The following is a 13,198-nucleotide window of genomic DNA, read 5'->3' as shown; positions in this document are numbered from 1 at the left end:
ACCGCAATTGGTGCATTCCGACGACGGAAACGCCTCTGCAAGCCCAAGGTTCCGTTAGCCGGCAAGGCCCTCAATCCGGGCCGCCCGTCGCTCAGGCGGCTGGCGCTGCGACGGCGACGCCGGGCTTGGCGGTCTCCTTGCGCACGATCGGCGCCACCTTGGTGCCGTAGAGTTCGATCGCCTTCATGATCTTGGCGTGCGGCATGGCGCCGATCGCCATCTGCAGCAGAAAGCGGTCATTGTTGAAGTTCTTGTGCTGGGCGACGATCTTTTCCGCCACCTGCTCCGGATCGCCGACGAACAGCGCGCCGTTCGGACCACGCGACTGATCGAAATGCGCCCGCGAGGTCGGGCCCCAGCCGCGCTCGCGGCCGATGCGGTTCATCACTTCGGCCTGCGGGCCATAGAAATCGTCGGCCGCCTGTTCAGTGGTGCCGGCGATGAAGCCGTGCACATTGATGCTGGTGGCAAGGCCCGAGGGGTCGGTACCGGCCCGCCTGGCGGCATCGCGATAAATGTCGAACAGCGGTGCAAACCGCGCCGGCTCACCGCCGATGATGGCCAGCGCCAGCGGCAGGCCGAGCACCCCCGCGCGGGCAGCAGACTGCGGCGTTCCACCTATTGCGATCCAGATCGGCAATTTTTCCTGCAGCGGTCGCGGATAGACGCCGCGGTCGTTGATCGGCGCGCGCAGATTGCCGGACCAGGTAACTTTGACGCTGTCGCGTATGGCCAGCAGCAAATCGAGCTTTTCGGCGAACAGCTCGTCATAGTCCTCGAGATTGTAGCCGAACAGCGGGAAGGATTCGATGAACGAGCCGCGCCCGGCCATGATCTCGGCCCGGCCGCCCGACAAAAGGTCGAGCGTTGCGAACTGCTGGAAGACGCGAACCGGATCGTCGGAGGACAGCACGGTGACCGCGCTGGTCAGCTTGATGCGCTTGGTGCGTTCGGCGGCGGCGGCCAGCCCCACCACCGGCGCGGACGCGGCATAGTCGGGGCGGTGATGTTCGCCCAGACCAAAGACGTCGAGGCCGACCTGGTCAGCCAGCTCGACCTCCTCGATCAGGTTGCGCAGCCGCTGATGCGGGCCGATCGCGCCGGGGCCGGGCTCCGGGCTGACGTCGGCAAAAGTGTAGAGACCGAGTTCCATGGCATGTCATCCAAATGTTCTGATTTGCCGCTAGAGGTAGCGGCGAGCCGCCCCGGCCGCCAGAGGGGCGGATAGTGAACAGTGCATGTCGGTTTCGGCCGGCTTTGTTTCAGGGAAAACGCGTCTCCCGGCTGCAACAGCATAAACTTTCATGGCTGGCATACCGTTTTGGCGCTTGAACTCTCGGTTTTCGCGCGTATGTAAGCGTCGCGAATTGACTTCAGGGAAGTGGACTTGGCTATCTACAGGGAAAAAGACATTTTCGAGCGGCGCAATGCCGCGAACGAGGCAAAGAAGGCGCTTCTGGAGCGCTTCAAGTCAAAGCCGGCGGCTGATGATCCTGCGGTTCTGGCCAAACAGGCCGAACGCAAGGCGATTCTTGAGGCTCGCGAAATACGCGAGGCCGAAAAGGCCAGGCTGAAGCAGGAAAAGCTGGCACGCGAGGCGGTCGAGAAGGCCGAGCGCGAGGCAGCAGCCGAAGCGGCGCGTATTGCGGCCGAAGAGGCAGCGCAGGCTGAAGCGAAGATCAAGGAAGCCGAAGAAAACGAGCGCATTGCCCGTTTGCTGGCCGACGAAGCCGAACGCAAGGCCAAGCGCGACGCACGCTATGCGGCGCGCAAGCAGCGTACCGGCAGGACGCCTCCGGGCTTCTCCGCCCGCTAACGCTTCGATCGAAACGATCGGACATCAGGGTCGCCTTCCAGCGGCCGTGAATGTGTTTGTGCGTCGATTTCCTTGGTTGCTTTGCTCAGGCGGCGAGCTTCAGCCCCATAATGCCGCAGACGATGAGCGCAATGCAGGCGAGCCGGATGGCCGTCGCAGGCTCGCCCAGCAGCCAGATGCCAAGAAGCGCCGTGCCGACCGTGCCGATGCCGGTCCACACCGCATAGGCCGTCCCGACAGGCAGCGTCTTGAGCGCCAGGCCGAGCAACCCGAGGCTGATGATCATCGAGGCGACAGTGAGCACCGTCGGCAGCGGCTTCGAGAAGCCGTCGGTGTATTTGAGGCCGATCGCCCAGCCGATTTCGAACAGGCCGGCGAAAAACAGAAAAATCCACGACATCGGGATGCACTCCATTCCATGAGCATGGCGGGCCGTCCCGGCCGATTTATGGGAAGGCGCGAGGTCGTCCTCGCCGCTTCGACACAAGCGGCTGCGCCGGTGCGATCAACAAAAACACCGGCCGCATCGTTCATGCCGCCGGTGTCAAAATCTGCGCCGAAACGGTTTGTCCGGATTTCAACCGTCCAAGATCTTCCGAGGCGGGCTTACTTTTCCTTGAGCCTCATCGCCTTGACGGGCGGCGCCTTGAGTGCCGGAGCCGCTGCGGGCTTCTTGGCGTCTTTTTTCGGCTTCCGAGCTTCCTTGCCCGCCTTCATCGCACCTTTAGCCATGATTCGTTCCTCCAGTTGCTGGGAGGCCAAGTGAAACAAGAGAAACGCCGGACTGCAAGAGGGCTGCGTCTGTCGCCGGCGCCGTCGGGCCGCTTTCAACCGGTTTCTAATTTGCTCGTAAACCATTCCGGTCCGTGCCATGGTTGCCTTCGCACTGCAGCATCGGCCATGCCTTCGCCCGGCGATGATCAGGCAGTGCGGTCAGGACGACAATGCGAATCCGCATCGGCAGCGAGATGAGTTTCGATTTTCCGCAGGAAACGCCGCTAATCGCGATGCTCAACGTCCACTACTCCAGGGCCTCCGATCTCGAGCGCCCGGATTTCCTGACCTCCAACCCGCCGGTGCCGATCCAGAGCTACCGCGACAGTTTCGGCAATTGGTGCAACCGCTTCGTCGCCCCGCCCGGTCGCTTCACCTTCGGCACCGATTCGGTAATCCGCGACCCCGGCACGTTCGAGATGGGCGACCTGATGGCCTGGCAGCACGAGGTGCGCGATCTGCCGTCGGACACATTGCTCTTCCTGTTGCCGAGCCGCTTTTGCGAGAGCGATCTGCTGGCCAGCGAAGCCTGGCGGCTGTTCGGGCATACGCCGCTTGGCATTGCGCGCGTCCAGGCGGTCTGCGACTTCGTCCACAACCACATCGTCTTCAGCTACGGCAATGCGCGGCCGACCCGCACCGCGGCGGAAGCCTATCGGGAGCAAAGCGGCGTCTGCCGTGACTTTGCCCACCTCGCCGTCACCTTCTGCCGTGCGCTCAACATCCCGACCCGCTACTGCACCGGCTACATCAGCGACATCGGCCTGCCCAAACCTTGGGCGAGCATGGATTTCGCAGCCTGGATGGAGGTCTATCTCGGTGGCCGCTGGCATGTCTTTGACCCGCGCAACAATTCGCCACGCATCGGCCGCATCCTGATCGCCTCCGGCCGCGACGCCGCCGACGTGCCGCTGACCCACATCTTCGGACCGGGCACGCTGGCTGGTTTCAAGGTGTGGACGGACGAGATCATCGAATAGGGGCGTCTTTCCGCAAGCTGGCCTACAAGACCCTGAACGACCGGGCGATTCGTGCGTTGTGATGCCTGTGGAGCTCAGGGGCGTTACATCAGGTTCCTTGGAGGGACAGCATGGCAGCACATGGCGGGTCGAAGACGGTCATCTACGCGGCGCTCGCCGGTAATCTCGCTATTGCTGTGACCAAATTCGTCGCCGCCTTCTTCACCGGCAGCTCGGCGATGCTGTCGGAAGGCGTGCACTCGCTGGTGGATACCGGCAATGGCGGGCTGCTGCTCTACGGCATGCACCGCGCCGCCCGCCCGCCGGACCGCACGCATCCGCTCGGCCATGGCCGCGAGCTGTATTTCTGGAGCTTCATTGTCGCCCTGCTCGTATTCGCGCTCGGCGCCGGCGTGTCCTTCTATGAAGGCGTCGTCCACATCATGGCGCCTGAGCCGGTCGCCAATCCCAAAATCAACTACATCGTGCTGGGCCTCTCAATGCTGTTCGAGGGCAGCTCCTGGTACGTGGCGCTGAAGGAGTTCCGCCAGCAGAAGGGCAAGCAAGGCTGGCTGCAGGCCGTGCAATCGAGCAAGGATCCGAGCGTCTACACGATCCTGTTCGAGGACAGCGCCGCCCTGCTCGGTCTGTTCGTCGCCTTCGCCGGCATATTGGCGGCCGAACTCCTCGACATGCCCGAACTCGACGGCGTCGCCTCGATCGGCATCGCGATGATCCTCGGCGCCACCGCCATCTTTCTGGCGCGCGAAAGCAAGGGATTGCTCATCGGTGAGCCGGCCTCGGCGGAAGTGCAGGCCAAGGTGCTGGCCATCGCCCAGCAGGATCCGGCGGTGCAGCGGGCCAACGGCGTTCTCACCGTCCATCTCGGCCCGCAACAGATCGTCGCTGGGCTGAGCATCGAATTCGAGGACCATCTGACGGCGCCTGAGATCGAAGCCTGTGTCGAGCGCATCGAGGCGCTCTTGAAAAAAGAAATGCCGGAGATCACCAGACTGTTCGTCAAGCCGCAGACGACCGGAACCTGGGAGCACCGGCGCAAGCAGGTCGAGGCGGCGTCGGACTAGTTCTTGGACCAGCAGTCCACCGTTGGCCCCATCGCCTGGTCCCGCTAAGATCACTCGACGGATTTCGGAGAATCAACCATGAAAATCGATGGTGGGTGCCATTGCGGCGCCATAACTTATGAAGCAGACGTCGACCCGGAAAAGACCTCTATCTGTCATTGCACCGACTGCCAGCAACTGACCGGCACCGCCTTTCGTGTCACTGTTCCCGCGCCTGAGGATCATTACAGGATCACCAAGGGCACACCGAAGGTCTATATCAAGACGGGATCGAGCGGCGCCAAGCGTGCCCAGGCGTTCTGCGGCGACTGCGGTTCGCATCTTTACGCAACGTCGGTTGACGACGGGCCGAAGGTCTATGGGATCAGGGCGGGGACCGCGCGGCAACGCGAGGATCTCGTTCCGACCCAACAGAAATGGCATCGATCGGCCCTGCACTGGCTTCCGGAATTCGAGGGCGTAAGCATCGTAGAGGCGCAGTAGCACCTGCCTCCCGGTTAAACGCGGCCCAAACCAGCCAATTATGTGCTAGGCTCGCCATCAAACGGATGGCGGGGGATAGCAATGTCGGAAACGGACAAAGTGTTTGCCGGCTCGATTCCGGAAAACTACGACCGCTACATGGTGCCGTTGATCTTCGAGCCGTTCGCCGCGGATTTGGCACGACGGGCAGCGTCCTTGTCGCCCGGCGCCGTCCTGGAAGTCGCCGCCGGCACCGGCGTTGTCACCCGCGCATTGGCGCCGAAACTGTCCCCTGGCGCAAGCTATGTCGTGACCGACCTCAACCAGCCTATGCTCGACTACGCGGCCTCGCGACAAGCTCCCGACAGTCGCATACAATGGCGTCAGGCGGATGCTCTGGCGCTGCCGTTCGAAGATGCGGCTTTCGATCTCGTTTGCTGTCAGTTCGGCGCGATGTTCTTTCCCGACCGAGCCGCCGGCTATCGCGAAGCAAAGCGGGTCCTGAAGACCGGCGGCCATTTCCTGTTCAACGTGTGGGATCGCATCGAAGAGAATGTATTCGCCAATGATGTGACGAATGCTCTTGCGGAGATTTTTCCGAACGATCCGCCCCGCTTTCTCGCCCGCACGCCGCACGGCTACAATGACACTGCATTGATCCGCGGCGAGTTGGAAGCCGCAGGTTTCTCCCGTGTGGTGATCGAGACGAGGGCCGAACAAAGCCGTGCCTCCTCGCCGCGCCTTCCGGCGGTTGCCTATTGCCAGGGAACTCCGCTTCGCAACGAAATCGAGGCCAGAGGAAAACTGGAAGCCGCAACCGATCACGCCGCGTCCGTGATTGCAGCCAGGCACGGCAGCGGCGAGGTTGCGGCCAAGATCCAGGCGCACGTGATCGTGGCTACGGTCTAATGCATGTCGCCCAGAAGTGTGCCGCGGTTCCGGGACAACGACATGCATCAAAACAAAGACTTAAGCGCGTCGTATGAATCCGTTTCAGCGCGACGCGCTTTAATCGTCGCCTTCGACGACACGTAGCCTGAGCTGCCCCGTCTTGGAATCCGCCACCCGCACCCCGGCTTCGGCCTTGGCGGGTCCGCCACCGCGCACTTCGGCTTCGCTTTCGCCAAACTCCAGCGCTTCGATCTTTTGGCCGCGCTTGGTCACCTTCGACGTCGACACCAGTATCTCGTCGATATCCTTGGCCGACTGGCCAAAATGCGTCTGCAACCGGCGCACGCGTTCGTCGACGCGCGCGACGTCTTCCATCAGCCGGATCACCTCGCCTTGGATCAGATGCGCCTGTTCGCGCATGCGGGCGTCCTTGAGGATGGCCTGGATGACCTGGATCGACAGCATCAAAAGCGACGGCGAGACGATGATGACACGCGCCCGGTGCGCCTTCTGGACCACGGCGTCGAAATTCTCGTGGATTTCGGCGAACACCGATTCGGACGGCACGAACATGAAGGCGGTGTCCTGCGTCTCGCCCTGGATCAGGTATTTTTCCGAGATATCGCGGACGTGAATTTCGATGTCGCGGCGGAAAGCCTGGGCCGCGATCTTCTGTTGTTCGGCGCCATCGGCGGCGCGGATGGCGTTCCAGGCTTCCAGCGGAAACTTGGCGTCGATGGCAAGCTGCGGCGCACCGTTCGGCATCCTGACCAGGCAGTCGGGACGGCTGCCGTTTGACAGTGTTGCCTGGAACTCGTAGGCGCCCATCGGAAGGCCGTCGGCGACGATCGCCTCCATGCGCGACTGGCCGAAGGCGCCGCGCGTCTGCTTGTTGGACAGGATCGCCTGCAATTGCACGACCTGGCCGGCCAGCGACTGAATGTTGCCTTGCGCGGTGTCGATGACCGCCAGCCGTTCCTGCAGTTTGGCGAGGCTCTCATGCGTCGATTTGGTCTGTTCGGTCATGGTTTGACCGAGCCTGCCGGTCATGGCGTCGAGGCGCTGGCCGATCGACTGGTTGAGTTCGGCCTGCCTTGCGCCGAACACGTCGGCGATGGCGCCCATGCGGCCCTGCATCTCGGCCTGGCTTTGCAAAATGCCGGCCATCCGCGCCTCGGCGTCGCGGGCGTGGTCGGCAGCTTCCGCCGCGGCGATGGTGCGCGCCTTGGCCGATCGCCACAGCGCCACGACAAGCGCCAGGAACAGGCCGAGAAACACCAGCGCGCCGATGGCCAGTGCATGGCCGAGCGTGATCGTCGTAGCGCCAAGCCGGGCAACGGGTTCGGAAAGGATGGTGCTCAGGTCGTTCATCCCGCCAGCATAGCCGATTCGCAGACCTGGCACAGATCAAAACGTGAACGAGACCGATTCGCACCGGTTGACGCTTCTCCTGCGACGTTTTAGGTGAGGCGCCATGTCGATCAAGCCGCTCATCATCCTTCCCGATCCTATCCTGCGCCAGGTTTCCAAACCGGTCGAACGCGTCGACGCGCCTTTGCGCAATCTGGCCGACGACATGCTGGCGACGATGTATGATGCGCCGGGCATCGGCTTGGCCGCAATCCAGATCGGCGAGCCGCTGCGCATGCTGGTCATCGACCTCGCCAAGGAAGACGAGCCGCCGGCGCCGCATGTCTTCATCAATCCCGAAATCCTCGAAAGCGCCGACGCTCGCTCGGTCTACGAGGAAGGCTGCCTGTCGATCCCGGACTATTACGCCGAGGTCGAGCGTCCCGCCTCGGTGCGCGTGAAATATCTCGACCGCGACGGCAAGCTGCAGGAGATCGAGGCCGAAGGCCTGATGGCGACCTGCCTGCAGCACGAGATCGACCATCTCAACGGTGTGCTGTTCATCGACCACATCTCGAAGCTGAAGCGCGACATGGTGGTCAAGAAGTTCAAGAAGCTCGCCAAGGACAAGGCGCCGGGCAAGCTGGTGGGATAGGGAAGATGCCGCTTCGCGTCATCTTCATGGGCACGCCGGAGTTTTCGGTGCCGGTGCTGCGCGCGATTGCCGAGGCCGAGCACGAGATAGCAGCCGTCTACACCCAGCCGCCGCGCGCCGCCGGCCGCCGCGGTCTGGAGCTGACACCGTCGCCGGTGCAGCGCGAGGCTGAGCGGCTGGGCATCGAAGTGCGCACGCCGCTGTCGCTGAAGGGCGAGGGCGAGCAAGCTGCTTTCCATGCGTTGCGTGCCGATGTCGCAGTCGTCGTCGCGTATGGTTTGCTGTTGCCGAAGGCTATTCTGGAGGCTCCGCGCCTCGGCTGCCTCAATGGCCACGCCTCGCTTTTGCCGCGTTGGCGTGGTGCAGCTCCCATCCAGCGAGCCATTATGGCCGGCGACGTCGAAACCGGCATGATGGTGATGCGCATGGAAGAGGGCCTGGACACCGGTCCGGTGGCACTGGTTGAAAAATGCGCCATAGAGCCCGACATGACGGCCGGCGATCTGCACGGCCGCTTGATGAATATTGCTGCCACGCTGATGGTGGAAGCGCTGTCCCGATTGGAGACAAATACCCTGGCATCGACTTTGCAGGCGGCTGACGGGGTGACCTACGCCAGGAAAATCGATAAGTCGGAGACACGTGTGGACTGGACGCGCCCGGCTGCGGAGGTCCACAATCACATTCGCGGCCTGTCGCCATTTCCCGGCGCCTGGTGCGAGGCCGACATCGGCGGCCGCACGGAACGGCTGAAACTGCTTCGCTCGACGCTTTTGGAAGGCACGCTTTCTGAAAGCATGGGCGAGTCGGGAGGAATTCTCGATGACCGGCTGACGGTCGCCTGCGGGTCGGGCGCGGTCAGGCTGGTCGAAGTTCAACGGGCGGGCGGAAAGCCCGCTGCCGCGCAGGAGTTTCTGCGCGGGGCCAAGATCGAAAAAGGAATGAAGTTCTCATGAGCATGATGTCGATACGCGGCGCGACGCCGCGGGACCGCGAGGCCATACGCCTGGTCGAGGAACACGCATTCGGCCAGCAGGCGGAGGCCGGGCTGGTCGACGCTCTGGTCACCGGCGGCGACGCCGTTGTCGAACTGGTGGCGGAAGAAGACGGCCAGGTGGTCGGCCACATCCTGTTTTCCAGGCTGTTCGTCCAGAACGGCGGCAAGCAGTTTGCAGCCGTGGCGCTGGCGCCGTTGGCGGTGGAACCTTCGTTCCACGGCTCGGGCATTGGCGGTGCGCTGATCCGCGAGGCGCATATCCGCCTCAGGGATGGCGGCGAGACGCTCGCCGTTGTGTTGGGCGATCCGGCCTATTACGGCCGCTTCGGCTACAGCCATGCGCGCGCCGAAAAGTTCGAGAGCGAATATCAGGGCGAAGCGCTGCAGGCGCTGGCCTGGGGTGACGCACCCGAAAAAGGCAAACTGGTCTACGCCCAGGCCTTTACCGCACTCGCCGCCTGAACGAAGGGTGTATGCCGCGTTTTCGTCTCGATATCGAATATGACGGCAGCCTCTTCGCCGGCTGGCAACACCAGGCGGATCAGCCTTCGGTGCAGCAGGCGATAGAGCAGGCGATCGAGAAATTTTGCGGTGAGGCGGTGCGGATACGCGCCGCCGGCCGCACCGACGCCGGCGTGCATGCGCCCGCCCAGGTGGCGCATGTCGACCTCGCCAAGGCATGGCCAAACGACAAGGTGCGCGACGCCGTCAACGCGCACCTGCAGGCGGCAGGCGCGCGCATCGCCATCCTGCAGGCCACGGTTGTCCCCAATGAGTTCGACGCCCGTTTCTCGGCCACCGGACGGCACTATCTCTACCGCATCCTCAACCGGCGCGCGCCTGCAGCGATGGAAAAGGGCAAGGTCTGGTGGGTGCCGAAGCGGCTCGATGCGGACGCCATGCACGAAGCGGCGAAAGTCCTGCTCGGCCGACATGACTTTACCACCTTCCGCTCGACGCAATGCCAGGCCAATAGTCCGGTGCGGACGCTGGAGCGGCTCGATGTAAGCCGCCAGGGCGACCTGATCGAAGTCAGGGCCTCGGCGCGCTCTTTCCTGCACAACCAGGTGCGCTCCATGGTCGGTTCGCTGAAACGCGTCGGCGACGGCGGCTGGACCGCCGCCGACCTCAAGGCCGCGCTCGCTGCACAAGACCGCGCCGCCTGCGGCCAGGTGGCGCCGCCCGACGGGCTTTTTCTCGTCGGTGTAGACTATCCGGAAAAGTTCTAGGCCGGAGCGGCGGTCGGCACAGTGATGCCGAGCAGCGCCACCAGGCCGAACAACACGGCCAGAGACACCACCAACATGCCTGCGAACACGGCGCTGCCGACAGCCGCGCCCTTGCCGATCGCGGCGTTGGTCATCCGCCAGGAGAGTACCAGCGAAAGCACCACCAGAACCAGCCACACCAATTCGGCAACCGGGTTGCCGGACGGCAGGAAAAGCCTGATCAGCGCTGAAGGCAGCAGCATCCAGGCGGTGATCGCCGACGCCCAGTTGCTGGCGACGACATAGTGGACGAAGCGGTCGCCAATGCCGGCGCGCGATGCGACCAGGGCAAGCACAAACAGGGGCAGCAGCCACGAGCCGAGGTCGACGGTCGCCAGGCGAACCAACATGCCCAGCCGACCGGCGAACGCATCGGGATCGCCGATCTCGTTGGCCGTGCCGACCCACCCGACGATCATCGCCGGCGCGGCGACGACGATGGCGAAGAAGGAATTCCAGAAGCCGTCCGCCGAAAGGTCGAGCAGCCGCAAGCCGTCGGCCTTTCCGAGCATTAGCCGCCAGGCGCCGTTAAGCGATGAAGAGGTCTCGTCAACCGAAAGCATGATCAGCCCTGCTCGAACCAGTCATCGATGAAGCGCTGGTAGATTTGGGTCAGCGTCTCGAGGTCGGCCAGTGCGACGCGCTCGTCGACCATGTGCATGGTCTTGCCGACCAGGCCGAACTCGACCACCGGGCAATAGTCCTTGATGAAACGCGCATCCGAGGTTCCGCCCGAGGTGGACAGCGCCGGCTCCTTGCCGACCGTCGCCTTGATCGAGCCGCGCAGCGTCTCGATCAGCTTGTCGTCGCGCGTCAGGAAGACATGGCTCGGCCGGTCGCGCCAGATCAGCTCGTAGTCGACCGGCGTCTTGCCGGTCCGGTATTTCTTGCGCTTCGCCGCCTGGTCGAGGCGGTTATGGATCTCGGCCTGCACCGTCTCGGCAGTCCATGTGTCGTTGAAGCGGATGTTGAAGGTGGCTGTCGCCTTGGCCGGAATAACATTGGTCGCGGGGTTGCCGACATCGATCGAGGTCACTTCCAGATTGGTCGGCTGAAAATCCTTCGTGCCCTTGTCGAAGACGGGCGACAGCAAGGCGTCGACCAGGCTGATCAGGCCGCGCACCGGATTGTCGGCGAGCAATGGATAGGCGACATGGCCCTGGCGGCCGTTGACCGTGACACTGCCAGACATCGAGCCACGCCGGCCGATCTTGATCATGTCGCCGAGCGTGTCCGGATTGGTCGGCTCGCCAACGATCGCGGCGTCCCATCTCTCGCCCTTGGCCGCCGCCCAGTCGAGCAGTTTTGTCGTCCCGTTGATCGCCGGCCCCTCCTCGTCGCCGGTAATCAGCAGCGAGACCGAGCCTTTCGGACCACCCTTGTTCTCGACATGGCGCGCCACGGCAGCGATGAAACAGGCAATGCCGCCCTTCATGTCGACGGCGCCGCGGCCGTACATCTCGCCCTTGGCGATCTCAGCGGCAAAGGGCGGATGAGTCCACGACGCCTCGTCGCCCGCCGGCACCACGTCGGTATGGCCGGCAAACATCAGATGCGGCCCATTGCCGGAGCGGCGCGCGTAGAGGTTCTCGATGTCGGGGGTGCCGTCTTCGGAAAACACAGGGCGTTCGACGGAAAAGCCGAGCGGCTTCAGCATGCCTTCCAGGGCAGCCAGCGCGCCGCCCTCGGCGGGCGTTACGGAGGCGCAGCGTATGAGGGTCGCGAGGTTGGCGGCGGGATCGGTCGGCAGTTTCATGGGCAAAGCGATAGTCGAAAGCGAAAGGCCTGTCACGGCCAGAGATGATGACCGATCCTGCCGCCGACATTATGGTTTTCCTGTCGTATAGTGCAGGCCAACACGAGATAATCGCATGGCCAACGCCGAAAAGACCATCGTCATTGCCGGCGCCGGCAGCATCGGCTGCTATGTCGGCGGTTGCCTGGCGCTGGCCGGACGCAAGGTGGTGTTTTTGGCGCGGCCAGGCATTGCGACGGCCTTGCTGGGCGGTGGCCTGCGCATCACCGATCTCGATGGTCGCGACCGATCCATCCGGCCGGAGTCCGTCACCACCGATCCCGCCGCTGCCCTCGCCAGCGCCGACGTGGTGCTGGTGGCGGTCAAGAACGGCGCTACCGAGGAGATGGCGTCGCTTGTTGCCGGACATGCGCGTGGCGATGTCGTGGTGGTCAGCCTGCAGAACGGCGTCGGCAATGCCGACCGGTTACGCGCCGTGCTCGGTGGCCGGACTGTACTCGCCGGCATGGTGCCGTTCAATGTCGTCCAGTCGGCCATAGGCAATTTGCCGCTTCACGTGCATCGCGCCAGCGACGGCAAGGTCATGATCGAAGATGGCGTGACCGGCCTTGCCGGCCTTCTCGATGTCGAAGGGCTTGGCGTGGAAACGCGTGCCGATATGAAGGCCGTGCAGTGGGGCAAGCTGCTGATCAACCTCAACAACGCGCTTGTCGCCTTGTCCGGCCTGCCGCTGGCGAGCGAACTTGCCGACCGCCGCTGGCGGCGGATCCTGGCCGGTCAGATCGACGAGGCCCTGGCGGCGATGAAGGCGTTACATATCGCGCCGGCGCGGATCGGCGGCTTGCGTCCCGGCCTGCTGCCGAAGCTGCTCCGGCTGCCGGACTGGCTGTTCCGGCTGGTCGCCCGCCGCATGCTCGCCATCGACCCGCAGGCGCGCTCGTCCATGTGGGACGACCTCCAGCGCGGTCGGCCGACCGAGATCGGTGACCTGCAGGGGGCCGTCCTGAGCCTCGCCGACAAGGCCGGCACGCCGGCGCCTCTGCTGAAGCGGGTCACCGCGCTGGTGCGGCAAGCCGAGCGGGAAAAGCGCGGCTCACCCGGGCTGACGCCGGAAGCCGTCACTGGATAGTCTACTTGCCGCGAGCCTCGGGCCTTGGCCCGCATAGCCCGAAAACAGGCGCGTGG

General features: G+C 63.9%; 16 protein-coding genes. 10 read left to right on the top strand and 6 right to left on the bottom strand.

Features of this window, described 5'->3' with window-relative positions; genetic code table 11:
• Positions 1-91: 91 nt before the first annotated feature.
• Complete coding sequence (locus tag X771_RS155670) at positions 92-1,153, bottom strand: LLM class flavin-dependent oxidoreductase (protein ID WP_023687481.1); 1,062 nt, start codon at positions 1,151-1,153, stop codon at positions 92-94.
• Between the two features lie 234 nt (positions 1,154-1,387).
• On the opposite strand from X771_RS155670, the gene X771_RS155675 reads away from it, so the two are divergent.
• Positions 1,388-1,816 (top strand): DUF6481 family protein, encoded by a 429-nt coding sequence (locus X771_RS155675; protein ID WP_023673205.1) that lies wholly within the window; start codon positions 1,388-1,390, stop codon positions 1,814-1,816.
• 85 nt (positions 1,817-1,901) lie between these two features.
• On the opposite strand, the gene sugE is transcribed toward X771_RS155675, so the two are convergent.
• Complete coding sequence (gene sugE, locus X771_RS155680) at positions 1,902-2,216, bottom strand: quaternary ammonium compound efflux SMR transporter SugE (protein ID WP_023681326.1); 315 nt, start codon at positions 2,214-2,216, stop codon at positions 1,902-1,904.
• A 206-nt stretch (positions 2,217-2,422) separates the two neighbouring features.
• A complete protein-coding gene (locus X771_RS1000000169715) occupies positions 2,423-2,548 on the bottom strand; it encodes a hypothetical protein (protein WP_006200611.1) in 126 nt (41 codons plus the stop codon).
• Between the two features lie 212 nt (positions 2,549-2,760).
• Between X771_RS1000000169715 and X771_RS155685 the strand changes: the two genes are divergently transcribed.
• From X771_RS155685 to X771_RS155700, 4 genes are all read left to right on the top strand, one after another.
• On the top strand, positions 2,761-3,570 hold the full coding sequence (locus tag X771_RS155685) for a transglutaminase family protein (protein ID WP_023687480.1): 810 nt from the start codon (positions 2,761-2,763) through the stop codon (positions 3,568-3,570).
• Positions 3,571-3,680: 110 nt separating this feature from the next.
• On the top strand, positions 3,681-4,634 hold the full coding sequence (locus X771_RS155690) for a cation diffusion facilitator family transporter (RefSeq protein ID WP_023687479.1): 954 nt from the start codon (positions 3,681-3,683) through the stop codon (positions 4,632-4,634).
• A gap of 78 nt (positions 4,635-4,712) precedes the next feature.
• Positions 4,713-5,117 (top strand): GFA family protein, encoded by a 405-nt coding sequence (locus X771_RS155695; RefSeq protein WP_023687478.1) that lies wholly within the window; start codon positions 4,713-4,715, stop codon positions 5,115-5,117.
• An 81-nt stretch (positions 5,118-5,198) separates the two neighbouring features.
• On the top strand, positions 5,199-6,005 hold the full coding sequence (locus tag X771_RS155700) for a class I SAM-dependent methyltransferase (protein ID WP_023687477.1): 807 nt from the start codon (positions 5,199-5,201) through the stop codon (positions 6,003-6,005).
• Positions 6,006-6,104: 99 nt separating this feature from the next.
• On the opposite strand, the gene X771_RS155705 is transcribed toward X771_RS155700, so the two are convergent.
• The gene (locus tag X771_RS155705; RefSeq protein WP_023673212.1) at positions 6,105-7,358 is read right to left on the bottom strand and encodes a DNA recombination protein RmuC; all 1,254 of its coding nucleotides are present in this window, start codon (positions 7,356-7,358) and stop codon (positions 6,105-6,107) included.
• Positions 7,359-7,461: 103 nt separating this feature from the next.
• Between X771_RS155705 and def the strand changes: the two genes are divergently transcribed.
• From def to truA, 4 genes are read left to right on the top strand one after another with little or no spacing between them, the layout of a single operon-like run.
• Complete coding sequence (gene def / locus X771_RS155710; protein WP_023687476.1) at positions 7,462-7,992, top strand: peptide deformylase; 531 nt, start codon at positions 7,462-7,464, stop codon at positions 7,990-7,992.
• 5 nt (positions 7,993-7,997) lie between these two features.
• Positions 7,998-8,948 (top strand): methionyl-tRNA formyltransferase, encoded by a 951-nt coding sequence (gene fmt / locus X771_RS155715; RefSeq protein WP_023687475.1) that lies wholly within the window; start codon positions 7,998-8,000, stop codon positions 8,946-8,948.
• Positions 8,945-9,451, top strand: coding sequence for an N-acetyltransferase (locus tag X771_RS155720; RefSeq protein WP_023673215.1), 507 nt, complete (start codon positions 8,945-8,947; stop codon positions 9,449-9,451). The genes fmt and X771_RS155720 overlap by 4 nt, the downstream gene beginning before the upstream one ends.
• An 11-nt stretch (positions 9,452-9,462) precedes the next feature.
• Positions 9,463-10,218, top strand: a complete 756-nt coding sequence (truA, locus tag X771_RS155725) for a tRNA pseudouridine(38-40) synthase TruA (protein ID WP_023687474.1) — start codon at positions 9,463-9,465, stop codon at positions 10,216-10,218.
• On the opposite strand, the gene X771_RS155730 is transcribed toward truA, so the two are convergent.
• The gene (locus tag X771_RS155730; RefSeq protein ID WP_023687473.1) at positions 10,215-10,820 is read right to left on the bottom strand and encodes a hypothetical protein; all 606 of its coding nucleotides are present in this window, start codon (positions 10,818-10,820) and stop codon (positions 10,215-10,217) included. The genes truA and X771_RS155730 overlap by 4 nt on opposite strands.
• A gap of 2 nt (positions 10,821-10,822) precedes the next feature.
• Positions 10,823-12,013 carry a succinyl-diaminopimelate desuccinylase gene (gene dapE / locus X771_RS155735; RefSeq protein ID WP_023687472.1) on the bottom strand — a complete coding sequence of 397 codons (1,191 nt, stop codon included), beginning with the start codon at positions 12,011-12,013 and terminating at the stop codon, positions 10,823-10,825.
• 115 nt (positions 12,014-12,128) lie between these two features.
• On the opposite strand from dapE, the gene X771_RS155740 reads away from it, so the two are divergent.
• On the top strand, positions 12,129-13,142 hold the full coding sequence (locus tag X771_RS155740) for a 2-dehydropantoate 2-reductase (protein WP_023687471.1): 1,014 nt from the start codon (positions 12,129-12,131) through the stop codon (positions 13,140-13,142).
• The last annotated feature ends 56 nt before the right edge of the window (positions 13,143-13,198 follow it).

The organism is Mesorhizobium sp. LSJC269B00 (genome assembly GCF_000502815.1).
Lineage (GTDB): Bacteria > Pseudomonadota > Alphaproteobacteria > Rhizobiales > Rhizobiaceae > Mesorhizobium.
This window is presented reverse-complemented; position numbering and strand designations above follow the sequence as displayed.

Bases quoted from the DNA above. Each gene is read 5' to 3' on its own strand.
- dapE (WP_023687472.1), bottom strand. From the start codon at position 12,013: ATGAAACTGCCGACCGATCCCGCCGCCAACCTCGCGACCCTCATACGC.
- X771_RS155695 (WP_023687478.1), top strand. From the start codon at position 4,713: ATGAAAATCGATGGTGGGTGCCATTGCGGCGCCATAACTTATGAAGCA.
- X771_RS155700 (WP_023687477.1), top strand. From the start codon at position 5,199: ATGTCGGAAACGGACAAAGTGTTTGCCGGCTCGATTCCGGAAAACTAC.
- truA (WP_023687474.1), top strand. From the start codon at position 9,463: ATGCCGCGTTTTCGTCTCGATATCGAATATGACGGCAGCCTCTTCGCC.
- sugE (WP_023681326.1), bottom strand. From the start codon at position 2,216: ATGTCGTGGATTTTTCTGTTTTTCGCCGGCCTGTTCGAAATCGGCTGG.
- X771_RS155670 (WP_023687481.1), bottom strand. From the start codon at position 1,153: ATGGAACTCGGTCTCTACACTTTTGCCGACGTCAGCCCGGAGCCCGGC.
- def (WP_023687476.1), top strand. From the start codon at position 7,462: ATGTCGATCAAGCCGCTCATCATCCTTCCCGATCCTATCCTGCGCCAG.
- X771_RS155685 (WP_023687480.1), top strand. From the start codon at position 2,761: ATGCGAATCCGCATCGGCAGCGAGATGAGTTTCGATTTTCCGCAGGAA.
- X771_RS155720 (WP_023673215.1), top strand. From the start codon at position 8,945: ATGAGCATGATGTCGATACGCGGCGCGACGCCGCGGGACCGCGAGGCC.
- fmt (WP_023687475.1), top strand. From the start codon at position 7,998: ATGCCGCTTCGCGTCATCTTCATGGGCACGCCGGAGTTTTCGGTGCCG.
- X771_RS155740 (WP_023687471.1), top strand. From the start codon at position 12,129: ATGGCCAACGCCGAAAAGACCATCGTCATTGCCGGCGCCGGCAGCATC.
- X771_RS155705 (WP_023673212.1), bottom strand. From the start codon at position 7,358: ATGAACGACCTGAGCACCATCCTTTCCGAACCCGTTGCCCGGCTTGGC.
- X771_RS1000000169715 (WP_006200611.1), bottom strand. From the start codon at position 2,548: ATGGCTAAAGGTGCGATGAAGGCGGGCAAGGAAGCTCGGAAGCCGAAA.
- X771_RS155730 (WP_023687473.1), bottom strand. From the start codon at position 10,820: ATGCTTTCGGTTGACGAGACCTCTTCATCGCTTAACGGCGCCTGGCGG.
- X771_RS155690 (WP_023687479.1), top strand. From the start codon at position 3,681: ATGGCAGCACATGGCGGGTCGAAGACGGTCATCTACGCGGCGCTCGCC.